Here is a 22,676-nt window from a genome sequence, read left to right as displayed (position 1 = left end):
GCCGGTGCCATCATCGAAGCGGCCGGCGTGTTCGAGCGCGTTGTAACACCGCCCCCTGGAGTTCGGCCAGCGCTGGACCCTCTCTGCCGGCCGACCGCCCCCTCAGAGCGTCGTCCCGCCCGCCGCCCGCGCGAGCGCCTGGTCGATCGCCCCCGGGCTGAACCCCACGAGGATCTGCCCCCGCACGTCGATGATCGGGATGCTGCCCCCGCGCTGGTGGCTCTTCGCGAGCTTGTCCTGCATCTCCGCGGCCGCGCCCGCGTCCTCCTCGATGTCCTTCACTACCGCGGCGATCCCCTTCGAGCGCAGGTAGTCCGCGGCCTGGTGGCACGGCTTGCACCACGAGGCGCCGTAGATGATCACCGTGACCCCCGCGAGGTGGCTCGGCGCGCCCGGCGCGCCGGCGCCCGCCGAGCCGCCGGGGCCCGGCGCCGCGGGCGGCGGCGCCGTCTTCGCGAGGTGCTCGGCGCGCCGCTTCTCCAGCAGCGACTCCCATTCCCTCCGCGGCATCGTCCGGACCGCATACGTGCCGTCCGGCCGCTTCTGCGTCAGATCCGCGACGTAGAACGCGTCCCGCGTCCCCTCCGTCCGGTCCGAGAGCATGGCGCGCACGAGCGCGCGTCCCTCGGCCGGCACGTCGGCCGGATGCAGCTCGACGTGCGTGTCGCCCTTCTCGTCGATCCACGTCAGCATCAGGTTCGCCGTGTCGTCGCGGAGCTCGAGCGGCGGCAGCTCGGCGACGGCCTGCGCGGGCGTGGTGCCGTCGTCGCGCTTCTCCTTGCACGCCGGGCCGAGCGCCGCCGCGGCGAGCGCGAGCAGCACCCCCGCGACGCGAGCCCCCCGCGCGCCCCGCGCCCCCCCCGCTTCCCGCTTCACGCCTCGCCTCCCGCCGTCGCCGAGGCCCCGAGCTCCTCGCTGAGCGCCATCCACTCCGCCATCGCCGCGTCGACGCGCTTCGCGAGCGCCTGCTCCTCGCGCGCCGCCGCCGCGAGCTTCGCCCAGTCGCCGCCCGGGTCCTGCTTCAGCGCGTCGCGCATCTCCGCGAGCTTCGCCTCACCCGCCGCGATCTCCGCCTCCAGCTCCTTGACCCGCTTGCGCTTGCGCTCCGCCGCCCGCGCCGTCGCCTTGTCGCTCTCGAACGCCCGCCGGCGCGCCGCCGCGTCGCCCGCGCCCGCGTCGGCCGGCGGCGGCATCGTCGCGCCGCTCCGCCGCACCGCGCGGCCAGGCGCCTTCGCGCCCCGGTCCGCCGCCTCCGCCCGCGGCTCCTCGCGCGGCGGCGGCGCGCTCGCCGTCTTCCGCGCTCCGCGCGCGCCCTTCGCCCTCTCGCCCTCCTCGCGGGCGCGCTCCGCCGCCTCCGCCTCGGCCGCGAGCTTCTCGAGGTTGTCGCGGTAGTCGCGGAAGCCGCCGGGGTAGATGTCCACGCGCCCCTCGCGCACCGCGACGACGCGCGTCGTCACCGCCTCCAGGAACCTGCGGTCGTGCGAGACGAGCAGCACCGTGCCCTCGAAGCCCGCGAGCGCCTCCTCGAGGATCTCGGCGGCGGGGATGTCGAGGTGGTTCGTCGGCTCGTCGAGGAAGAGCAGGTTGCGCGGCTCGAGGAGCAGCTTGCCGAGCGCGAGCCGGCTCCGCTCGCCGCCGGAGAAGCCCTGCACCTTCCGGAGCGCGTCGTCCCCGTAGAACCGGAAGCGCGACAGGTACTGGCGTGTCGCGTCGACGTTCATGTCGGCCCGCACGCTGCGGATCTCCTCGACCGCGGTCCTCGACGGGTCGAGCGAGCCGAGGTGCTGGTCGAAGTAGCCCTGGCAGAGGTTCGTCCCGCGCCGCACGTCGCCCGCGTCTTCGGGCGCGCCCGCGCCGGCGAGCAGCTTGAGCAGCGTCGATTTGCCGGTCCCGTTGGGCCCCACGATGCCGACGCGGTCGCCGCGCCGCAGGAGGAGGTCCACGCCGGAGAAGAGCGTGCGCCCGCCGCGCGAGGCGCCGAGGCCGCGCGCGTCGAGCACGATGTCCCCGCTGCGCGGCGCGGGCGCGAACCGGAACCGGACCCGCTCGGCGGTCGCCCACACGTCCTCGGGCCGGTCGATCGTCTCGAGCTTCTCGAGCATCTTGCGCCGGCTCTGCGCCTGCTTCGTCTTCTGGCCGGCGATGTTGCGCCGGATGAAGTCCTCGGTCTTGGCGACGAACGCCTCCTGCCGCTCGGCGAGCTCCCGCTCCCGGGCGAGGTCCTCCTCGCGGGCGACGGCGTAGTCGCTGTACTTGAGCGGGTAGGCGCGGAAGCTGCGCTGCCCGAGCTCGAACGTGTGCGGGCAGACGGCGTCGAGGAACGCGCGGTCGTGCGAGACGCAGAGGAGCGCGCCGCCGAGGCCCGCGAGGTGCTTCTCGAGCCAGGTGATGGTCTCGATGTCGAGGTGGTTCGTGGGCTCGTCGAGCAGCAAGAGGTCGGGCTCGATGGCGAGCACCACGCCGAGCTGCAGGCGCCCGCGCTCGCCGCCGGACAGGCTCGAGACGGGGCGATCCATGTCGGCGGGCGAGAACCCGAGGTGGGCCGCGATGATCTCCACGCGGCGCTCGAGGTCGTCGCCGCCGGCGATGTGGTAGCGGTCGGTGAGATCGCTGAGGCGGGCGAGATCGGCCTCGCTGCCGCTGGCGGCCGCGTGCTGCGCCGCCGTGAGGGCGTGGCGCAGCTCGAGCACCTCCGAGAACCCGGAGAGGAAGGCGTCGAGCACCGTGCCCTGGGCCGCGAGCTCGTGCGACTGCCGGAAGTACGCGAACCGGATCCCCTTGCGGATCACGACCGAGCCCGTATCGGGGGTGAGCTCGCGGGTGACGAGGCGGAGCAGCGTCGATTTGCCCGCGCCGTTCGGGGCCACGAGCGCGGCGCGCTGGCCTTGCTCCAGGGAGAAGGTGATGCCCTGGAAGAGCCTGTCCGCGCCGTAACCGAAGCTGAGGTCGGCGACCTGGAGGACCGTCATTGCGGCCGAGTTCTAGCATGTGTCCGGCGCGCGCAAGGGCGCTCGGGGCGCGGGGCCCACGCCGCGCGGCCCACATCGCGTGGACAGCGTGGATGACCGTGGGCGCTCGCCGCGCAGGCGATGAAGAGGTGGGGGCGCGCCTCGCCCGCCCGGGCAGGCGAGGCGCTCGGGCTCAGCCCTCGGCCATGAGCGCCTTCACGGCCGGGCGCTCCATGATGCGGCCGAGCCATCCCTTCAGGTTCTTCAGCTCGGAGATGTCGATCTTGGCCGCCTGGAGGCCCCAGCCGAGCACGGACGCGAGGTCGAGATCCACCAGGGTACAGCGCTCGCCGGTGACGTACGGGCGGCCGTCGAGGCGGCCGTCGAGGATGCGGAGCAGGCCGCGCGCCTCGGTCATCGCCGCCTCGGCCTGCTTCGCGTCCTGCTGCTCCTTGGGGAACCAGTCGCTCGTGTTCTTGATGTAGCGGAACAGGGCGCTGGTCAGGTTGACCTGGCCCCAGACGAGCCACGTGAGGGCCATCAGCTGCTCGGGCGAGCCGGGGGCCGGCCACAGGCCCTTCTCGACGCCGTAGCGCTCGCCGAGGGCGATCTGGATCGCCGCCGACTCGAACATCGGGGTGCCGTCGATCACGAGGGTCGGCACCTGGCCATTGGGGTTGAGGGCGAGGAACTCCGGCTTCTTCTGGTCGCCGGCGCGCAGATCGACCCGGACGGCCTCGTGGGGGACACCGAGCTCGGCGAGCGTCAGGCGGATGCGCCCAGCGCTCGATTGGGGGGAGTAATAGAACGTGATGGTCATGGTTCGCCTCCGGCGCCCCTTCTAGTGGATCCGATTCGCCGCCGTCACGCTCATCGTGCATGGGACCGCCACGTTTCCTCGGGGCCCTGTCGAAACAGCGATGTTCCCACTTTGTCATGGGAAGCAAGAAATCGACAGAATCGGGCGGGGAGCGCGGGTGAGCGAGGGGGGTCGCTCAGGCATCGATGGGCGTGAAGCGCGAAGAGGACAGTCGTCAGGACAACACGAGCGCTTCTTCTCTCCGGCCGTCTTCACGGTTTCACCACGCCCTCTCCGCGCGAAGCACAGACCTCGAACGACCGGACCTGATCCCGGCGCGGTGACATCACGTCAGTTCTCCTCAGCGGCGCATCCATCGCGATGGTGTCGTATCCTGCTGCACTGGAGCAGATCTTTCCTGTTGCGGGCGAAGAGGGGAGCGCGCCTCGCTCCCGCGGCACCGTCCTTGCCCGCAGCGGGGGCGCCGCGCCCCGCGCACTGCACTGGAGGCGCGCTCTGGAAGGAAAACACGATGCGCAAAATGCTTCTTCACTTTCACGTCGTTCCGATCCTCCTCGCCCTCGCCGGCGGCTGCTCCGGCGAGAGCAACCAGCAGCCCGACACCGGCGGCACGCAGACCGGCGGCACGCAGACCGGCGGCACGCAGACCGGCGGTACGCAGTCGGAGCAGCCGCCGGGGCCGCTCGGGCCCGAGCAGCAGGCGGAGCTCAGCGCGCTGCTCGACGAGCAGGAGTCCTCGGCGAACATGACCGCGGAGGACTTCGCCTCGAGGTACGCTGTCCCCTTCGCCTCGGGCCTGCCCTACGCGCCTGCGGACGCCGAGGGCCTCTCGGTCGTCCAGGGCACCTCGCTCGCCCTCGACCAGGACGAGCTCGCGAAGCTCTCCGCGAACGGCTTCGTCATCTCGGAGAAGAAGACCTTTCCGACCTTCGCTTACGGCTACGCGAGCATCTACGCGCTCGACCTGCCGCTCTACGTCTCCGCCGACTCCATCCTGTACGCGGTCCACCGCTCGTACGACGCGATCCTGAAGGGCGTGGAGCTCGCCGCGCTCGCGCCCGAGCTAGGGGCGATGCTCGAGGAGATGCGCGCGCAGCTCGCCGCAGGGGCCGGCGGTGAGCTCGGCGCCGAGGCGCGCGCCGACGCCGACCTCTTCACGGCCGTGGCGCTCTCGCTGCTGAACGACGCGCCCGTCGCGCCCGTGGCGGGCGCCGACGCCGCGAAGATCGACGAGCTCGTCGCGGGCGCCAAGGCCCACCAGGGCGCGGGCGAGGTGCGCCTCTTCGGCTCCGAGCGGATCATGGACTTCTCGCAGTTCGAGCCCCGCGGCCACTACACCGACTCGCCGGTGCTCCAGCGCTACTTCCGCAGCATGATGTGGCTCGGCCGCGTCGACTTCCGCTTCCTCGAGACCCAGCAGGACGGCACGCAGGTCCTGCAGAGGCGGCAGCTCGAGGGCGCCTATGTGCTGCGCGCCCTCGCCGACGAGAACACCCTCGCCCGGTACACGCGCATCGACGACACGGTCCAGACGTTCGTCGGCGAGAGCGACTATATGACGCTGCCCGAGCTCGACGTCCTGCTCGCGGACCTCGGCCTCGACGGCGCCGCCGGCCTCGCCGGGCTCTCGGACGAGCAGATCATCGACGTCGTGGTGAAGAAGGGCCACGGGACGCAGCGGATCTCGAGCCACATCATGATCAACGGCCTCGGCAAGGGCACGATGCCCCTCTCGTCGAGCTTCGCGCTGCTCGGCCAGCGGTACGTCGTCGACTCGCACGTCTTCTCGAACGTGGTCTACGACCGGGTGAAGGGCGGCACCGTCAAGCGCATGATGCCGAGCCCGCTCGACGTGGGCTTCGCCGCGCTCGGCAACGATCAGGCGGGCCTGTTGCTCGCGCCCGAGCTCGGGCAGTTCCCCTACGCGCCGGACCTGCACATGATGCGCGTGCTCGTCGACGCGCACCCCGGCGACTTCTGGAGCAAGAACCTCTACAATCACTGGCTCGGCGCGCTGCGGGAGCTGTCGCCGTCGAAGGCGCTCGCCGACAACGCGGGGCTGCCGGCGGTGGCGAAGACCGAGGCGTGGGGCCGGCGCCTCCTGAACACCCAGCTCGCCTCGTGGGCCGAGCTCCGGCACGACACGCTGCTCTACGCCAAGCAGTCGTACACGGGCGGCGCCACGTGCGAGTTCCCGGACGCCTACGTCGACCCGTACCCGGCGTTCTTCGCGCGCATCGCCGATCTGGCCGAGCAGGGCGCCCGCGTGGTCGAGACGCTCGATCTGTCGGGCGGGCCATCGCTGCCGGACGCGCCGTCGTCGTCGCTGCTGGAGCAGCGGGTGCCGGCGTACTTCGCGCTCCTGCAGCGCGTCGCGCGGACGCTCGGCGAGATGGCCGAGAACGAGCGCGCCGGGGTGCCCCTCACGGCGGAGCACCTCGATTTCATCAACCAGGCCGTCCGGATCCAGAGCGGCTGCGGCTCGGACGTGGGGGCGGATGGCTGGTACGCCGAGCTCTTCTTCGACATGTCCCAGACCGTGATCCAGGACCCGACGATCGCCGACGTGCACACGCAGCCGACCGATGCGGGCGGGGCGCCGGTCGGGCGCGTGCTGCACGTGGGCACCGGCCTGCCGCGGCTCATGGTCGTCACCGCCGATCCCTGCGGCACGCCGCGTGCCTTCGTGGGGCTCGCCTCCTCGTACTTCGAGAAGATCACCGGGGACTTCCAGCGCATGACCGACGAGGCGTGGGCCGGCGAGCTCCACCAGGCGACGCCTGACGACGTCGCCTGGATGAAGGCCCTCGTCTCCCGCTGACCTCGCGTTCAGGGCTCGCGCCCGCAGGATCGAGCCCCTGAGGTCTGTGCCGTGCTGTGCCGGCCAACGCGCCCGTGTGTCTGTGGGATCACGGTTTGCTGAGCAGCGCCGCCGAGCGCGCTGGACATGCGCCGGGAGAGCGCTTCGACGGCGCGCTCCGCCGCCGGCGCGGTCTTGCCGCCATGCTGGACGAGCGGCGCTGCACAGGAGGAGGGGTATCGATAGAGTCCGGACAGCGTTCAAGGGCTCGCAGATGCCTGGTCGGCGCCCGCCGATTTCGATTCACCCCGGAGGTTCCGGACAGGTAGTGCTCAATTTTGAGCAATGGGCCCCGGGTCGCCTTGACGGTCGATCCGGTGCGTGAGCCACACCCGAAGCGCCCGCTCGTTCTCCATATCCCACCTGTCCACCTTTAGCCGGTCGATGTGCGTAAGGTGCGCCGCTGGGTCGATCGGCAGCGCGATGCCAACCACATCCTCGGCTGGCGATGCGGCGCCCTGTAGATGGCACGGGCTCCGGATTGCTCGTCGGGGCGCCCGACGATATCGTCATGGGCCGATGGGCTTCATGGACGTCGTCATCGGCTTCGTGGTCTTCACAATTGCCCTCATAGTGTACGACAGGATGAAGCGGCGCGCTGTGCTGCGGGCGGCGGAAGCGACCCGGCGCGCTGCGCAAGAAGCTGCGGCTGCGGGAGCAGCCCGTCGCGCAGCGGAACACGCCGCTTTTGAGCAGCAGCGGTGGAACCAGCTCTGTGGGCGCTTTGGCCCTGACTTGGCTGCACGCATCTACCGTGGCGAGCTGTGGGTCGGCATGACCGCGGAAATGCTGATGCATTCGAAAGGCCCGCCGGAGGACATCGACGAGAAGGTTCTCAAGACCAAGACGAAGCACGTCTACAAGTACGGCCAGACGGGCATCAACCGGTACGCGCTCAGGGTCACACTCGACAACGGCGTTGTGACTGGGTGGGACGACAAGACGTAAGGCGACCCGAGAAGCTCACCTCACGCCCCGCCCGTTCCCGCTCCGCGGCCCCATCACGCGCGCCGTGCTGCCCGCTGACGCTCGCGACCGACGACGCGAAAGAGCCGTCAAACAGGCTGTAAACGTGTCTGCCTGGCGTGACAATCAGTATCCTAGCGACGCAGAAACGCTGGGAAACATAGGCGTTTCGTTGCTATCTTGCAGGGTACTTAGCAAAGCGCCCTGCCCCCGGCTGGTCCCCGGAGACAGGGCTGCGGAACACCGGACGGTGGCCCGTCCAGCGCACGTCGCAAGGCGCAGCATGAGGCCACGTCTGGGGAGAGGCAAGGCCCTGCATGGCACACGTGCTGCCGATGGCGAAGCGCGTCGAGGTCGTGTCGCATCTCGTCGAAGGGGCGGGCATCCGGCCCACGTCGCGGCTCACCGGCGTGAGCCAGCCGGCGATCCTGTCGCTGCTGCTCCGCGTCGGCGAAGGCTGCGAGCGGCTCCACAACCGGCTGGTGCGCGACGTCGACTGCCGCGCGGTCCAGGTCGATGAGATCTGGAGCTACGTGCAGAAGAAGCAGGCGCGCGTGCAGCCGGGCGACTCGCCCGAGGTCGGGGAGGCGTACGTGTTCGTCGGCATGGCGAGCGCGTCGAAGCTTGTGATCGCCTACCGCGTGGGGAAGCGGGACGAGGCGAACACCGCCGCCTTCATCGCCGACCTGCGGGCTCGGCTGGTGACCGTCCCGCAGCTCTACAGCGACGGGTGGGCGCCTTACGTCGCCGCGGTCGGCTCGTCGTTCGCGCTCGCGGGCTCGGTCGACTACGCCCAGGTGGTGAAGAACTACCGGCGGAAGGGTCGCAAGGACGACGATCACCGCTACGAACCGCCTCGCGACCCGTTCATCACCAAGACGACGATCTATGGGGCGCCGGACGCGAAGAAGGCGTCGACGGCGTACGTGGAGAGGTTGAACGGCACCACGAGGCACCAGAACGGGCGCATGCGGCGCCTGTGCCTGGCCTTCTCCAAGCGCATCGAGCACCACCGCGCGTCGGTCGCCCTGGTGTACGCCTACTACAACCTCTGTCACGTCGTGAAGACGCTCAGGGTCACCGCCGCGATGCAGGCCGGCATCACCGACCACGTGTGGAGCCTGGACGAGCTCCTGGAGACGCTCCTGGCCGAGGGTGAGACGGCCGCGCCCGAGGCGCAACCGCTCGCTCATCGCGAGCCCTCCGCGCCTGCGAGGCCGCTTCCGGGTGGTCGCGGGTTCCTGCGCCTCGTGACCGAGCCGACGCCCGCGCTGAAGCGTTCGTCCCGCCGTTCCGAGCCCCCGCCTCCGGCATCCCCGGTCCAGGCTGCGCCACCTCCGCCGCCCGACCCGCCGCGACGTCCGGTCCAGCTCGACCTGTTCGACCTCGGCAAGCCGCCCACCACCGAGGACTGAGCGCGTGATCGGGTGCGGTCATTTGCCCACTGGCCGCGGTCATTTGGGCAAATGACCGCACTACCCCCCTTCGCGGCTCTGGCCCATGGTGGCCCAGAGGTGGGCCTGCTTCGTCGCTACGTGCGCCGCCGCATCGTGCTGGGCGAGCGCCACCGCAAGCGGGTCCTCTGGCTGCTCTGCCGCCGCGATGCGCACCTCGTTGAGGACCCTATAGATGTAGGGCGTCACGCGTACACCTCGAGCGACGCCAGGACGAGCCCACGCTCTTCCTGGGTGAGCGGCGCGCCGTCGCGGACCTTCGCCACGAGAGTCTCGCGCCGTTGGTGAACCTCATCGGTGCGCCGCTCGAGCTCCGCGAGCAACTCGCTCTCCGGCGCGAGACCGAGGGCGACCCTCTCCAACAGCACCTGCGGGTGGAGCGCCCGCCGGGGCGGCGGCCTGATGGTCTGCTTCGCCATAGCCGGAGCGTGGCGCCAATTTAAGGCGATGCAACGCCAGGATGGGGCGGTCGACGACCGCTCCCCCGGTCTGGTTCCCGCTGTGAGCGGCGGCCCGGCGTGGCCCTCGGTGCTACCGTCGGCCGCCATGGTCAACCTTCCCGGCTTCCCCCTCACCCTTCCAGGTCGTGAGAAGTACGTCCTCGAGGACGTCAAGCTCGTCAACGGTGACATCACCCCGACGTTCGACATGGTCCGCGGGCCAGACGCGCTGGCCCAGCACATGGAGATGCAGATCCTCTCGCTGTCGGAGTCCGAGCGCGCAACAGCGGCGAGCGCCGTCGATGCGCTTCGCCGCGGTCTGGCAGCGGACCCGGAACATATCGCCGTCCACCTCGACCGGATTGACGCGGTTCGAGAAGATGGTCGCGAGGTCGAGATCGAGTTCACTGCCACCGGATACCCGGGGCGCTACGTGAAGCGGCTGACGCTGGACGGACCAGCGGGCATGCACGCGTGCCGCCAAGTGCCGTAGCGGCATCGCCGCCAGCGGCACGCCCCTCACCCATCGACGTCCCTCCTCTGTTCTGCGACGTCCGCCTCACCCACCGGCCGCTTCCTTTCTCTCGCCGCCTCTCCTTCGGCTCCTTCCGCCCGTCCAGCATGTCGTTGGCTGGACGACCTCCCAGCTGAGCCGGCCGCGGTCTTCGAGCCAGAACCGGACAACGGCCACCCAACCGCCGCCGACCGCCGGGTCGTCTCCCACAACGACAACCTCACCGGGCACAGGCTCGCTGGTCAGCACGTGGTCGCGCTCGACCTCGTCGCCCACGGCGAGCCGCGGCACCGCGCGGAGCTCCGCCTCGCGGGCGGCCAGTACGTCGTCGATCGTCCTGCGACGGTCGGTCACGCGCGCACCGCCGATCGCGCTGCCGGGTCGCCAGATGCGACCCGCGAATCACTGAGATCCCCACCGGCAGCCTGATCTGGGTGCGGGGAGGTCCAGCGCCGTCGCCCCGCCTCTGCGCGGACGCCCATGTGCGCCTGCGACGAGTAAACCGCGCCCCCGCCCAAGACACCGGTCATGAACATCAGCCTCCTCCTCGTCCTCATCGCCGTCACCCGCTGCCTCCCGCCCGCCATCGAGTTCGTCCAGCTCATCCGCACCGCCCGCGCCGAAGGTCGCCCCATCGACTGGCGCGCCGTCCTCTTGCTCGCGCTGAAGGTGGCCCGCCCTGCGGCCGAGCTACTCGCGCCCGTCGTCGAGCGGCTCCTCGACCAGTAGCCCGCCCGGGCGTGGGCCGCGCTTCGTCATGGATCCGGCCCACGCCCGGCGCTTTCGCTGTTCGACGCGGCAGCTGCCGTCCTATAATCGCCCCGTGAACCTGACCCGCCTGACCGACGACACGATGCACTTCGTTCCCGCTGCACTCGTCATCCAGACCAACGTCAGTTCTTGCAAATCCGGAGCGGGCGCGCAGGTGATAGGCAATGGGGTCGTGGACCCAACGCAGGAGCGCTCCGTTGTCGATGAATCCATCATGCAGCACATTCGTGGCAAGAGCGGGGAGAAGGACCTCGAGGTATATCTGCAGTTCGACTACGAGGGCATATGGGGCAGCCTCTTCCGCGTGAGACAGCGCGAGCGCCCCGTCGTCGTCGGTGGACTGCCGCGGATCTGCCTGATCGGCCGCGACGTGCTGCGCCTGTGCTCCGTGAAGTTCGGGAGCAACGGCGAGGCCTCGCTCGTCTTCCCACATAAGGATTTCGGCGCTTTCGACTGCACCTAAATAGCCGATCCTGATTCGGGAACACCAGCAATTCCAAGTACTTGAACGTAAAGCTTGCAGGTCGGCCTCTCCGTACGCTCGTGGGCGCGGTGAACGAACCCACCACGAGGAGGAGAGGCCGATGGGGATAATGTTCTTCGGCTTCGTTCCCGTCACAAGCGGGTGCTCCAGCAGCGAGCCCGAAAAGTGCGGGATGGAGCCTACCGAATCCGCTGCCTGATTCTGCTGAGGTTGGATGCTGGAGCGACGCCGGCATCGATCGCGGAGCAACTCCAGGTCGCTCGCTCGACGAACAGCCGGGTCCGCTCGCGCTTCCTCGCCGAAGGCCTTTCGGGCCTGCGCGACCATCGCGCGCACAATGGTCAGCGGAAGGTCTGTGCGGCGCACCGGCAGCGACTGGAGCAATTGCTCGACACGTGCCCGCGGGACTTCGGCTGGGCGCGGCCGACGTGGACACGCGAACTGCTCGCGCTCCAGCTCCAACGCGACACCGGGCTGCGCCTGCGCGTCGGCCACATCGGTCGGCTGTTGCGCGTGCTGGGAGCGCGGCGCAAGCGCCCCCGTCCGTTTGTGCGCTGCCCGTGGCCGAAGTCGCGCGAGCGCCGCAAGATCGGAGCGATCCGCAAACTGATCCGTAGCCTGCCCCGCGACGAGATCGCCTTCTACGCCGATGAGATGGACGTCGGCCTCAACCCGCGGCTCGGGCTCGACTGGATGCGGCGCGGCCGGCAGAAGCGTGTGCTCACGCCCGGCAACAACCCGAAGCGCTACGTCGCTGGCGCGCTGACGATCGGCTCGGGCAAGCTGACGTGGGCGTTTGGCGTTCGCAAGAGCAGCGACTTGTTCATCGCGGCGCTGGCCGCGCTGCTCCGTCATTATCGGCGCTATCGGCGGCTGCACGTCATCGTCGATAACTTCGGCATCCACACGAGCAAGAAGACCCGAGCCTTCGTCGAGGCCACGGAAGGCAAGCTCATGCTGCACTTCCTGCCGCCGTACTCGCCCCAGTACAACCGCATCGAAAGGGTCTGGAAGCAACTCCACGACAACGTCACCCGCAACCATCGGTGCACGACCATCGACGAACTCGTCAAGGAGGTGGTTCATTGCCCGCAGGCCCTCTCCCCCTACCCGGGGTCGACCGCGAGCCTGCGGCCGGTGCTCAGCTCGCCCGTTGCCGATTCAGGATCGGCTATTTAGCGTGCAGGATGCCAACATCCGCCTGCTGGCGGCCGCCTCACCCACCGCTTCTCTCCGCCATCTCCCTCCTCCTTTGCACCGCCGGCTCAGGGCTCGTATCCTCGTCCTGAGCCGGCTCCTCTCCACCCACCCGGGTAGTGCGGTCATTTGGGCAAATGACCGCACTACCCGCCGGCGGCTCCGGACAGCCTCCGGTTTGAGTTTCAACTCTGCCCGGCGGCTCCGGACAGCCTCCGGTTTGAGTTTCAACTCTGCCCGGCGGCTCCGGACAGCCTCCGGTTTGAGTTTCAACTCTCGCCGGCGGCTCCGGACAGCCTCCGGTTTGAGTTTCAACTCTCGCCGGCGGCTCCGGGCGCGCCTCACGCGGCCGCGGCCGCCGCCAGGAACGCCTGCGAGAGCTCCGACGGCGCCGGCAGCGCCGCGCTCGCGAGCCCCCGCCGCGCCACCGCGAGCCAGCGCATCGGGTCGGCGACCGCGCCGCTCGCGATCGCCGCGAGCAGGCGGCGGCGCATCCAGTCCTTGCGGCGGTAGAAGCTCGTGCCGTGCTCGGCCGTCGGGCGCGGGACGTAGCTCGCCAGCGAGACGTGCGTCTTCTCGTGGAGCAGGAGATCCGCGAGCGCCGTGAAGGCGACCGCGTCGTCGCGCAGGAGCACCGCGGTGAGCAGCGCCCGCACCCGGGCCGACGCGAGGTTCACGCTGATCCCGCTCCCGTCGGTGTGCGCCATCTCGTCGGGGCCGTAGAGATCCTGGTGCACCCAGATCGGCGACGCCGGCAGGTCCGCGGACTCGGAGATCGCCGCGTCGAGCCGCTCGATGATCGTCATGGCCGCGGCCACGGCGCGGACGCCGGGCACGTCGAGCGCGGTCTTGAGGAGCGCCTCGCGCGAGGTGCGGGGCATCGGGCACGGCGCGGCGCCCGGCGCCCGCGGAGGCGCCCCGGCGGCGGCCTGGAGGGGCTGCGACGCCGCGCCCTCGCTCGCGAGGCGCCGCCAGAACGCCTGCGCGAGCGGCTCGTCGAGCGCGAGGTACACGAGATCCCCGGGCCGCACGCCGGCGGCCTCCCGCCCCACGGCGGCCTCCGGCCCCGGACCGGAGGCGCCGAGCGGCCAGCGGGCGGTGCTGCGGACCTGGCTCGACGACAGCGACGGCGCGGCCTCCAGCGGGCGGAGCACGCCGGTCCGGTGCGCCTGGAGCAGCTCGCGCAGCGTCAGCGGCGCGCTCCGGTAGTGGACCTGGCCGAGCGGGGACAGCGCCGCCATCGAGGGCCGCTGGCCGGAGTCGACGACGATCGACCGGAAGAGGGGCGCGTCGAGCAGCCCGCTCGCGAAGCGGATGACCTGCTCGGGCGCCGCCACCGTGGGGGTGCGCGCGACCGGATCGAGCTCGTCCACCGCCTGCGCGGACGCGATCATGATGCTCTCGCCGAGCAGCGCCGCGTGGAGGAGCCGGTCGAGGACCGAGGAGAGGCGGTGATCGACCGCGCGCAGGAGCTCGCGGTCGTACAGGGCGTCGCGCAGGACGAACCGCTCGAAGGCCGCGACGAGCGCCGCCTCGACCGCCGCGGACGCGGTCGCCGCGACCGCCGAGCGGCCCTTGTTGAGCGGCACGCCGAGCGGCAGCTCCGCGACCAGGCCGAAGCCCGCCGCCGTGATCGCCCGCGCCAGCTCGCGGTGAAGCCCGAGCTCGGGGCCAGGGAAGGGATCGATCCGCGTCGCCACCGTGAGCCCCTTCTGGGTGATCGTGAGCTGCGGCTCGATGCCGTCGCCCCGGCCCACGAACAGCTCGACCGCGCCGCAGAGCCCGCCCGACGGCGGGAGCCGGAGCGGCACCTCCGCGGCGCGGCGGAGGCGCCCGCGCGCCGTGTTGACGAGCGCGCCGTCCACGTAGATCCGCGCGACGGTCGCGTCGACCAGCCCCACCGCCGCGGTGACCTCGGCGGCGAGCGCGGGCCGCGAGATCGACTGCGAGAGCGACAGCCTCACCGAGGTGCCCGTCGTCGGGCGGCGCGGCGGCTCGGAGGCGCGCTCGTCGACACGGCGCGCAGCGGCGCCCGCGCGGCCGCCGTCCGCGTACGGCGCGGGCGGGGGGCGGGGCAGGGACAGGAGCGTCCACGAGAAGTCCTCGTAGGGCGGCCCCCCGCCGAGCGGCGCGACGAGCAGCCGGTGCCCGCCCGAGGGCGTCGCCGTGACCACCTCGATCCACGGCGCGATCTCGAGCACGGAGAAGAAGCCTATCCCGTGCTCGCCGATCGCGTCGGGCTCGCCCGCCTTGCCGCTCCGGAAGGGCACGAGCAGGTCGGCGAGGAGCTCGGTCCGGCTCATGCCGCGGCCTTGATCGGTGACCGAGATCTCGCGCCCGTCCTCGGACGAGCGGACGTCGATGCGGGCGCCCGGCGGCGACGCGTCGAGCGCGTTCTGGAGCAGCTCGCGGAGCGGGCCGATCCGCGACGACGCCTGCGCGTAGATGGTGCGGGAGAGGATGCGCTGCGCGAGGTCGGGCACCGTCGCCTCGCCGCGGCAGGCGGCGACGAGCGCGAGGCGCTCCGCGCTGCTCGCCTGCAAGTAGGCCTCGGCGCGCCCGTGGATCCGCACGAGCAAGAGCTCCGAGAAAAGCCCGTACGAGATCTGGGTCATGGCTCGCCTCCAGACGTCCTTTCGCCGGGCCGGGGCGCCGCGAAGGCCGCCCCGTCCACGGGTTCGCCGACGATGAGATCGCGCTCGAGATCGGCCTCGCGCACCCCGGAGGCCCGGTCGAAGGCGGCTCGCAGCGCGTACCAGTCGCTCCAGCCCGAGGGGCGCCGCACCGCCGCGCTGTCGTCGCGGATGAGCAGGAGCCGGCGCGTGCCGAGGCACGGCAGCGGCCCCGCCGGCCGCCGCCCCGGCGCGTCGGGGAGCGGCGGCGCGCCCGGCGCCCGGCGCGCCGCCGCGCCCGCGCCGCGGTCCGGCTGGAGCCGGCTCCGGCAGAGGGTGACCATCGTCGTGTGCGGGCTCGTCGCCCGCGCGACGAGCAGCGGCAGCCCGGAGAGGTCGCCGCGGCGCCGCGCCAGGGCCGAGAGCGTCTCCGGCGCGTCGATCTCGAGCTCGTCCTCGAGCAGCTCGCGCTCGCCGGGCAGGTGAGGCTGCCACTCGCGCTCCGCCCAGAAGCTCTCCGGCACGAACAGCCGCTCGGCCACGCTCGGCCCGAGGAACCCGAGCAGCGCCTCGCGCCGCTCGGGGGTCACCATGCAGCGCCCGGGGCCGAGCAGGGCGCGCGCGAGATCGAGGGCGACCTCGTCCCAGCCCGCGGATTGCAGCATGAGCGCGCTGATCTGGGCGGCCATCTCGGCGAGCCTGTCGCGCGTGCGCCGGCCCTCGCCGCTCGCCGCGGCGAGCTCGATGAGGCGCCGGTAGAAGGCCGTCGCGACCGCGGTGAACTCGGGCCCGACCTTGAGCGCATCCCGCCCCTCGGTCAGCTCCACGGCGGCCGGGAAATCGATGAGCGCGAGCTCGGCGAGGGCGAGGCAGGCGTCGACCTTGACCCCGGCGTGGAAGGTGGCCGCCGAGATGCTCGGGAGCAGCCCTCGCCCGCCGACGTGGAACCGCGCGAGGAGCGCGTCGCCGCGCTCCCCCTCGAGGTGGGCCCGCGCCTCCAGCGCGGCCGCGCCGGGGGGCTGCGGCGCGACCGCGACCCGCTCCTGGATGAGCTGCCCGCCGGAGATCAGCCGGCCGTCGTTCACGGCCGCGCCGTCGAGCAGCACGAGGGCGCGGCTCGCGGGGAAGAAGTGGAGCGCGTCGCGCAGGTACGCGCGGACCGTCGCCGTCTCGAGCAGCGCCGAGGTGACGCGCACGCGCGTCCCGAGCAGCGGCGCGATCCGGCGCACCGAGCACATCAGGGCGGCGGTGAGCTCGGGCGACGCGCGGCCGCTGGCTTGCCCGAGCTCCTCCGAGGTGCTCGCAGCCGCGCTGCCCGCGTCGCCCGCGCTGGGCCAGGCCACGACGCGGATCGCCCATCCCTCGACGCCGTCGCCGGTGGTGACGTGCAAGCTGAAGCTCTCCGGATCCGAGAGCCCCAGCCCGAGCACGGAAAAGAACCCGACCCCGAACCGGCCGAGATCGATCCCTGGCCGCTTGTCCGTCGCGAACGGGATGAGCAGCCGTGAGAGGATTGCCCGGAGCCCCATGCCGGCGCCGGCGTCGCTGACCTCGACGCGCCCGTCGGTGACGGCGACGTCGACGACGGGCTGCGGCGCGCGGGCCGCGTCGGCCGCGTTGAGCACGAGCTCGATGAGCGGCCGGAGCGGATGCCCGAACTGCCGGCAGATCTCCTCGTCGAGGATCTTGAGCAGGTAGGCGCGGTCGATGGGCGGCTCCGCGAGGTCGCGCTGCCCCGCGCACAGCGCCTCGAGCGCGGGGCGGTGCAGGCCGACGGCGACGAGCTCGTGCAGCGCCCCCAGAAAGTACAGCCCGGCGTCGCCCGGCAAAGGCGCGGCGCGTCGGTCGCCGCCCCCGTCACCCCCCGCTCCGTAGTGCGCGTGCACGCTCGACTGCTCCCCCTCACGCCCGCCCTCGACATGCCCCTGCGCGAAGTGCGCGCACCCACCGTGCGAATGCGCGCCGAGTGAGCGCCGAGTGGCGGACGAGCGACGGCGCTTTCACCGCCCGTGCCGAGCCGAACCGTCGGGCGTCGACCGTCCGTCCTTCAGCGCGCGGCCGCCGGGGGCGTCGGCCTGCCGCCGTCTCGACCTACCCGGCGGCTTGGTGCTCGCGCGGCGAGCTCGGTGCGCCGCGCGCTTCGTCCTCGTCCGCGCTGCCCGCGCCCTGGGCGTCGCCGAGCCGCGCCGCTGCCCCGCGGGGGAGCGCTGCGCCCTGGGGGAGGGTGGTGCTCAGGGGCAGCGGCGTGACGCTCTGGGGCGGCGGCGTGACGCTCTGGGGCAGATCGGAGAGCTCGGTCAGATCGGAGAGCGCGAGCGCGCTCCACTTGCCGGGGGGCGGGATCGACATCACCCCGTCGCGCTCCCGCTCCAGGCGCGCGTTCAGCTCGCCCCCGATGAGCAGCGCCAGCGCCAGGAGCCACAGCCAGAACAGGAAGATCGCGACGGTCGCGAGGCTCCCGTAGAACGTGGCGTAGCGGCCGAGCGTGGCGACGTAGAGCGAGAAGAGGGTCGACACGGCGGACCAGAGCACCACCGTGAGCACCGCGCCCGGGAAGATCCGGCGTCGCTCGATGTTCGGGCGCTGGATCGAGATCCTGAAGAAGGCGGCGACCATGCAGATGACGAGGCCCCCGGGGAGGGCGAAGGCGACGACGCGGGCGCCGGTCGATCCGGAGAGCGTGCCGATCAGCACGCCCACGCCGGCGACCACGGGCACCACGGCCAGGCTGGCCATCACGCACGCCGCCGCGATCGCCCTGCGCACGTACCAGGGGCGCTCGCGCGTGTTGTAGATCGTGTCGAACACGCCCATGGCGGTCGAGATCCCGGAGGACGTGATCCAGAGGAAGCCGGTGATGCTGATCGGCGCGACCGCCGACGACTGCGAGAGCCGGATGAGCTCCTCCGAGACGAGCTTCGCGACGTCCGGGGGCGCCGCCTGCAGGATGGGCCGCACCACCACATCCGACCACTGGTGGATCCGGCTGAGCACATAGCCGGCGAAGGCGGCCAGCGGGATCAGGCTGAGGAACGCGTCGAAGGCCATCGCGCTCGCGGCCCGCGGCCCGTTGTGGCGATCCAGGCTGACGATGACGCTCCACACCGCCTTCGCTGCGTGGTGGCGCGCGATCTGTTGCCGGATCGGAGCAGGCACGGAGGGCAGCGTCGCTCTCCCTCGTGCGGGGCGCAATACCATCCGCCCCGCCGCCGCGCGCGGCCGATCTCGGCACAGCGGCGATGTCCGTGCAGCGGGGCTCTGGCGCGCGCGCGCCTAGGCGTCGGTGCTCCTGTCGGCGGCGAGGAGGCTCTGTACGGCGTAGGGCACCGACTCGACGCCGGCGAGCTCGGCGAGGGCGTAGGCGATGTGCTCGCGGCTCGCGTGCGGCGGGATGCCGACGATCGCCCAGGAGCCGCCCTCGCCGCGCTGCAGGTTGCGCCCGCGCTCGACGCGCATCGCGGCGAGCGCGGGGTAGACGGCCACCGTCATCCGCTTCGGCCGGAGGCGGTCCAGCGTGCGCATGGCGAAGGCGATCCGGTCGAACTCGCTGGGGTCCCGGTACTCGATATGCCGCGCCCGGTCGATCTCCACATGATGGGCATCACGCTCGCGCACGTCGTGAGCATAGCCCAAGCAGGCCGCCGCGCCGCTCCGGCCTGCGGCCCCGGACGGTGGCTCGAGCTGGCTCGAGCGAGCCGCGGATGCCGGCGCCGGCCGGCCATGCTACGCGCCGAAGCGCCATGGACAGCCTCCCCCTGCTCGCCGATCACCCGTACGCCTCCTTCCTCGATCAGGTCGAGAAGCCCGCGCGCTACGCGGGCGGCGAGGTCGGCTCGGTCGTGAAGGACTGGGCGTCGGTCGAGGCGCGCGTCTGCCTGGCATTCCCGGATGTCTACGACATCGGGATGAGCCACCTCGGCTTCAAGATCCTCTACAAGCTGCTGAACGACGACCCGCGCACGCTGGCCGAGCGCTGTTATACCCCCTGGGTCGACATGGAGGCGCAGCTCGTGAAGCGCGGGCTGCCGCTCGTGTCCCTCGAGTCCGCGCGCCCGCTCAGGGACTTCGACGTCGTGGGCTTCTCCCTGCAGTTCGAGCTCACGTACTCCAACATCCTCACGATGCTGCACCTCGGCGGCGTCCCGCTGCGCGCGGCGGACCGCGGCGAGGACGACCCGATCGTGATCGCGGGCGGCCCGACGGCGACCCACCCCGAGCCGATCGCCCCCTTCCTCGACGCCATCGTCATCGGCGACGGGGAGGAGAAGGCGACCGAGGTCGCCCTCGCGTGGGCGCGGCTCAAGCGCGAGGGCGTGCCGCGGCGCGAGCGGCTCGTCGCGATCGCGCGCCTCGGCGCCGTCTACGTGCCCTCGCTCTACGCGACCCGGCTCGATCCCGACACCGGCTTCGAGGTCGTGGACCGCCCGCTCGCCTCCGGGATCCCGTTCCCGATCGAGCGCGCCCTCGTCGACCTGAACAAGTACCCGTTCCCCGACGAGAGCCCCACCGGCGGGCCCGAGGCCATCTTCGACCGCATGTCGATCGAGATCGCCCGCGGCTGCACCGAGGGGTGCCGCTTCTGCCAGGCCGGCATGATCTACCGGCCCGTCCGCGAGCGCGATCCCGAGCAGATCGTCGACACCGTGATGCGCGCGGTGCAGAGGTCCGGCCAGGACGAGGTCTCGCTCACGGCGCTGTCGACCGCCGACGTCTCGTGCATCTCGCCGCTCATCAAGAAGGTCACCGAGCGCCTCACCGCGGAGCGCATCTCGCTCGGCGTCTCGTCGCTGCGCGCCTACGGGCTCGAGCCCGACCTGCTCGACGAGCTCAAGCGCGTGCGCGCGACCGGCCTCACCTTCGCGCCGGAGGCGGGCTCCCAGCGGATGCGCGACGTCGTGAACAAGAACGTCACGGAGGAGCAGCTCCTCGAGACGGCCGAGCGCGTGTTCAGCCGGGGCTGGGGCAAGATGAAGCTCTACTTCATGATCGGCCTGCCGACCGAGACCGACGAGGACGTGCGCGGCATCGTCGAGACGGGCGCCCGCGCCGCCGGCGCCGGGAAGAGGGCGGCGGGCAGGGGCAAGCCGGTCGACGTGACGGTCAGCGTCTCGACCCACGTGCCGAAGCCCCACACGCCCTTCCAGTGGGCGGCGATGGACACGCTCGGCGAGGTCGGGCGCAAGCAGCAGCTGCTCAAGGATACCGTGCGGCCGTATCGCGCCGTCACGCTGAAGACCCACGAGGCGCACGCCAGCGTCCTCGAGGGCATCTTCGCCCGCGGCGACCGCCCCCTCGCCGACGTCCTCGAGCGCGCCTGGCGGCGCGGCGCCCGCTTCGATTCGTGGGAGGACAGGCTCGAGCTCGCCGTGTGGGAGGAGGCGTTCACGCACGTCGGCGTCGACCGCGCGAAGTACCTCGGCACCCTCCCGGTGACGGCGCGGCTGCCCTGGGATCACATCGACGTCGGCCTCGAGGAGGGCTTCCTCGCGAAGGAGTACAGGAAGGCGCTCCAGAGCCGCCTCAGCCCGCCGTGCGGCAAGGTCGCCGGCACGTTCGTCCACCACACGAACCTCGACGACGCCAAGGCCGACGCGCGGCGGCTCGTCTGTTACGACTGCGGCGTCGCCTGCGACATGACGCAGATGCGCGAGGAGCGGCTCACCTTCCTCGATCGGCTCGGCGCCCACCGGCGCTCGCTGCCGGTGCTCACCGACGCAGGCGCCGCGCCGCCCGCGGCCGCCGCGGGTCCCTCTGGCGCGCCGGCGAGCGACGGCGGCGCGGAGCGGGCGAGCGTCGTTGCCACGGAGCAGGAGAGCGGCGACGGCAGGGAGCCCCCGCGCGCCGAAGGGGAGGCGCCCCACCGCGCGCGGCGGATCGCGCCTGCGCCGAAGGGACGCGGCGGCTTCCGCTACCGCTTCCGCTTCGAGAAGGCCGGGCCGATGGCGCTGCTCGGCCACCTCGACGTCGTGCGCGAGCTGCCCCGCGTGCTCCGGCGCGTCGGCGCGCCGATGACCTACACCGCGGGCTTCCACCCGAAGCCCGACATGACCTTCTCGCCGGCGCTCTCGCTCGGCGTGATCAGCCTCGATGAGTACGTCGACCTCCGCCTCGAGCGCGACCTCGATCCCGCCGCGCTCGACGCGCTCGTCGCCGCGATGTCGGCCGCGAGCCCGCGCGGGCTCGTGTTCCGCGGCGCCGTCCGGCTCGGCCCGGAGGACCCTTCCCTGAGCAAGCTCATCGCCGGCGCGCGCTACGCGCTCGCCTTCGCGCGCTCCGCGATCGGCGGCGACGCGGAGGCGCTCCTCGCCGCCCGCTGCAGCGCCGCCCTCTCGGCCGCGTCGCTCCCGATCCGCCGGGAGATCGACCGGCTCGCCAAGATGGTCGACGTGCGCCAGTACCTCGTGCGGGCCGAGGTCGGCGGGCCCGAGGTCCACGCGGCGCTCGCGCGCGCCGGGCTCGTCGGCGATCTGGTCGCCCTCGAGGTCGAGGTCGATATCCGCGGCTCGGGTGCGGTGAAGTCGTCCGAGGTCGCGGCGGTGATCACGGGAGAGCCGGGGGAGGCGCCGGGCGCGATCACGCCGCCGCCGCACCGCGCCGTGCGGCTTCAGCTGTTCGGCCGCACCCCGCCGGCGGGCTCCGCAGCGGGCGAGCGCTTCTCGCTCTTCGATCTCGAGCGGGCGCGCCGCGTCAAGCCGGCTCCGGAGCGAACACCGGCCCTCCCGCTCGCCGCGGACGCCGAGTGAGCCAGCCCGGGACGGCCGTGTCGTAAAGATCCTCCCGGCGGCGGCGGTGGCGGCGGCGGTGGTGGAGCGCGGAGCGCGCGCGGGCGATCGCTCGGGGATCGGCTACGCTGCGCTTTGCTTTATGGAAAAGGAGGCTCACGAGACGGCGTGCTGCGCGGCGCGCCTGGCCGCGGCGGGGGCGGTCGGCGCGAGCGTCGCCCACGAGCTGCGCAACGCCCTCGCGGTCGCGGAGTCGTCGCTCTACCTGGCGCAGCGCGACCTCGACGATCGGCCTCGCCTGCTGCGCCACCTCGACCGGGTGACGTGCGAGATCCGCAAGGCGCACGAGGTCATCGGCAGCGTCCTCGGGCTGGCGCGCGGCGAGCCGCTGCGGCGCGAGCCGGCGCACCTCGGCCGGCTCATCGAGAGCGCGCGGCACGCGCTGGTGCTGCCCACGGCGGTCCGGTTCGAGGTCGCCGTCGCGCCGGCCGATCTCACGCTCCTGTGCGACCCGATCCTGCTCGAGCGCGTCTTCTCGAACCTCTACCTCAACGCGATCGAGGCGTTTCACGAGGGGCCCGGCGGCGTGATCGTCACGCGGGCGTGGAGGGGCGACGAGCGCACGCACCTCGAGATCGAGGACAACGGCCCCGGCGTTCCTCCGTGCGTGGCTGACCACCTCTTCGAGCCGCTCGTGACCGCCAAGGTGAAGGGGACCGGCCTCGGCCTCGCGCTGAGCCGGGTCATCGTCGAGGCGCACGGCGGCGAGATCACCGCGACGGCGGGCCGGTGCGGGGGGGCGGCGTTCCGCATGTGGTTGCCGAACGCGTGACGGGCGCGGAGCGTGGCGAGCTCCCCGGGGCGAATCCCCGGCGTGCTATCGTCCTT

At 72.1% G+C, this 22,676-nt stretch carries 19 protein-coding genes; 9 read left to right on the top strand and 10 right to left on the bottom strand.

The genetic code is table 11. The features are described 5' to 3' along the window. Positions 1-102 precede the first annotated feature (102 nt). The 3 genes from WMF27_RS32275 to WMF27_RS32265 form a co-directional block, all read right to left on the bottom strand. A complete protein-coding gene (locus tag WMF27_RS32275; RefSeq protein ID WP_437765024.1) occupies positions 103-876 on the bottom strand; it encodes a glutaredoxin domain-containing protein in 774 nt (257 codons plus the stop codon). Further along, positions 873-2,969 (bottom strand): ABC-F family ATP-binding cassette domain-containing protein, encoded by a 2,097-nt coding sequence (locus WMF27_RS32270; protein WP_437765025.1) that lies wholly within the window; start codon positions 2,967-2,969, stop codon positions 873-875. The genes WMF27_RS32275 and WMF27_RS32270 overlap by 4 nt, the downstream gene beginning before the upstream one ends. Before the next feature lie 172 nt (positions 2,970-3,141). After that, positions 3,142-3,768, bottom strand: a complete 627-nt coding sequence (locus tag WMF27_RS32265) for a glutathione S-transferase family protein (protein WP_437765026.1) — start codon at positions 3,766-3,768, stop codon at positions 3,142-3,144. Positions 3,769-4,279: 511 nt separating this feature from the next. Between WMF27_RS32265 and WMF27_RS32260 the strand changes: the two genes are divergently transcribed. From WMF27_RS32260 to WMF27_RS32250, 3 genes are all read left to right on the top strand, one after another. Then, entirely contained in the window at positions 4,280-6,589 is a 2,310-nt protein-coding gene (locus WMF27_RS32260; RefSeq protein WP_437943234.1) for a DUF3160 domain-containing protein, read from the top strand. 558 nt (positions 6,590-7,147) lie between these two features. Further along, on the top strand, positions 7,148-7,576 hold the full coding sequence (locus WMF27_RS32255; RefSeq protein WP_437765028.1) for a hypothetical protein: 429 nt from the start codon (positions 7,148-7,150) through the stop codon (positions 7,574-7,576). Positions 7,577-7,911: 335 nt separating this feature from the next. Then, positions 7,912-9,009 (top strand): hypothetical protein, encoded by a 1,098-nt coding sequence (locus WMF27_RS32250; protein WP_437765029.1) that lies wholly within the window; start codon positions 7,912-7,914, stop codon positions 9,007-9,009. 60 nt (positions 9,010-9,069) lie between these two features. Here the strand turns inward: WMF27_RS32250 and WMF27_RS32245 are convergent, their stop codons facing one another. Together WMF27_RS32245 and WMF27_RS32240 are read right to left on the bottom strand one after the other, a co-directional pair. Further along, positions 9,070-9,237 carry a hypothetical protein gene (locus WMF27_RS32245; RefSeq protein WP_437765030.1) on the bottom strand — a complete coding sequence of 56 codons (168 nt, stop codon included), beginning with the start codon at positions 9,235-9,237 and terminating at the stop codon, positions 9,070-9,072. After that, positions 9,234-9,467, bottom strand: a complete 234-nt coding sequence (locus WMF27_RS32240; protein ID WP_437765031.1) for a hypothetical protein — start codon at positions 9,465-9,467, stop codon at positions 9,234-9,236. Before WMF27_RS32240 ends, WMF27_RS32245 begins: the two co-directional genes overlap by 4 nt. Positions 9,468-9,594: 127 nt before the next feature. Between WMF27_RS32240 and WMF27_RS32235 the strand changes: the two genes are divergently transcribed. Then, the gene (locus tag WMF27_RS32235; RefSeq protein WP_437765032.1) at positions 9,595-9,981 is read left to right on the top strand and encodes a hypothetical protein; all 387 of its coding nucleotides are present in this window, start codon (positions 9,595-9,597) and stop codon (positions 9,979-9,981) included. A gap of 66 nt (positions 9,982-10,047) precedes the next feature. Here the strand turns inward: WMF27_RS32235 and WMF27_RS32230 are convergent, their stop codons facing one another. After that, positions 10,048-10,356, bottom strand: coding sequence for a hypothetical protein (locus tag WMF27_RS32230; RefSeq protein WP_437765033.1), 309 nt, complete (start codon positions 10,354-10,356; stop codon positions 10,048-10,050). Positions 10,357-10,530: 174 nt separating this feature from the next. Here WMF27_RS32230 and WMF27_RS32225 point away from each other — a divergent pair, with 174 nt between their 5' ends. From WMF27_RS32225 to WMF27_RS32215, 3 genes are all read left to right on the top strand, one after another. Then, a complete protein-coding gene (locus tag WMF27_RS32225; protein ID WP_437765034.1) occupies positions 10,531-10,731 on the top strand; it encodes a hypothetical protein in 201 nt (66 codons plus the stop codon). A 94-nt stretch (positions 10,732-10,825) separates the two neighbouring features. Further along, positions 10,826-11,236 carry a hypothetical protein gene (locus WMF27_RS32220; RefSeq protein WP_437765035.1) on the top strand — a complete coding sequence of 137 codons (411 nt, stop codon included), beginning with the start codon at positions 10,826-10,828 and terminating at the stop codon, positions 11,234-11,236. A gap of 162 nt (positions 11,237-11,398) precedes the next feature. Beyond that, positions 11,399-12,436, top strand: a complete 1,038-nt coding sequence (locus tag WMF27_RS32215) for an IS630 family transposase (protein ID WP_437765036.1) — start codon at positions 11,399-11,401, stop codon at positions 12,434-12,436. A gap of 359 nt (positions 12,437-12,795) precedes the next feature. Here WMF27_RS32215 and WMF27_RS32210 read toward each other — a convergent pair whose 3' ends face one another. The 4 genes from WMF27_RS32210 to WMF27_RS32195 all read right to left on the bottom strand — a co-directional run bounded on the left by WMF27_RS32210 (position 12,796) and on the right by WMF27_RS32195 (position 18,681). Continuing rightward, the gene (locus WMF27_RS32210) at positions 12,796-15,069 is read right to left on the bottom strand and encodes an ATP-binding protein (RefSeq protein WP_437765037.1); all 2,274 of its coding nucleotides are present in this window, start codon (positions 15,067-15,069) and stop codon (positions 12,796-12,798) included. Next, a complete protein-coding gene (locus WMF27_RS32205) occupies positions 15,066-16,952 on the bottom strand; it encodes an ATP-binding protein (RefSeq protein ID WP_437765038.1) in 1,887 nt (628 codons plus the stop codon). The genes WMF27_RS32210 and WMF27_RS32205 overlap by 4 nt, the downstream gene beginning before the upstream one ends. Positions 16,953-17,157: 205 nt before the next feature. Then, complete coding sequence (locus tag WMF27_RS32200; RefSeq protein ID WP_437765039.1) at positions 17,158-18,222, bottom strand: YihY/virulence factor BrkB family protein; 1,065 nt, start codon at positions 18,220-18,222, stop codon at positions 17,158-17,160. 117 nt (positions 18,223-18,339) lie between these two features. Next, the gene (locus WMF27_RS32195; protein ID WP_437765040.1) at positions 18,340-18,681 is read right to left on the bottom strand and encodes a hypothetical protein; all 342 of its coding nucleotides are present in this window, start codon (positions 18,679-18,681) and stop codon (positions 18,340-18,342) included. Between the two features lie 125 nt (positions 18,682-18,806). Here WMF27_RS32195 and WMF27_RS32190 point away from each other — a divergent pair, with 125 nt between their 5' ends. Next, complete coding sequence (locus tag WMF27_RS32190) at positions 18,807-21,809, top strand: TIGR03960 family B12-binding radical SAM protein (protein WP_437765041.1); 3,003 nt, start codon at positions 18,807-18,809, stop codon at positions 21,807-21,809. 121 nt (positions 21,810-21,930) lie between these two features. After that, on the top strand, positions 21,931-22,620 hold the full coding sequence (locus tag WMF27_RS32185) for a sensor histidine kinase (protein ID WP_437765042.1): 690 nt from the start codon (positions 21,931-21,933) through the stop codon (positions 22,618-22,620). Positions 22,621-22,676 lie beyond the last annotated feature (56 nt).

It is taken from the genome of Sorangium sp. So ce281 (assembly GCF_051527395.1).
GTDB lineage: Bacteria > Myxococcota_A > Polyangia > Polyangiales > Polyangiaceae > Sorangium > Sorangium cellulosum_B.
This window is presented reverse-complemented; position numbering and strand designations above follow the sequence as displayed.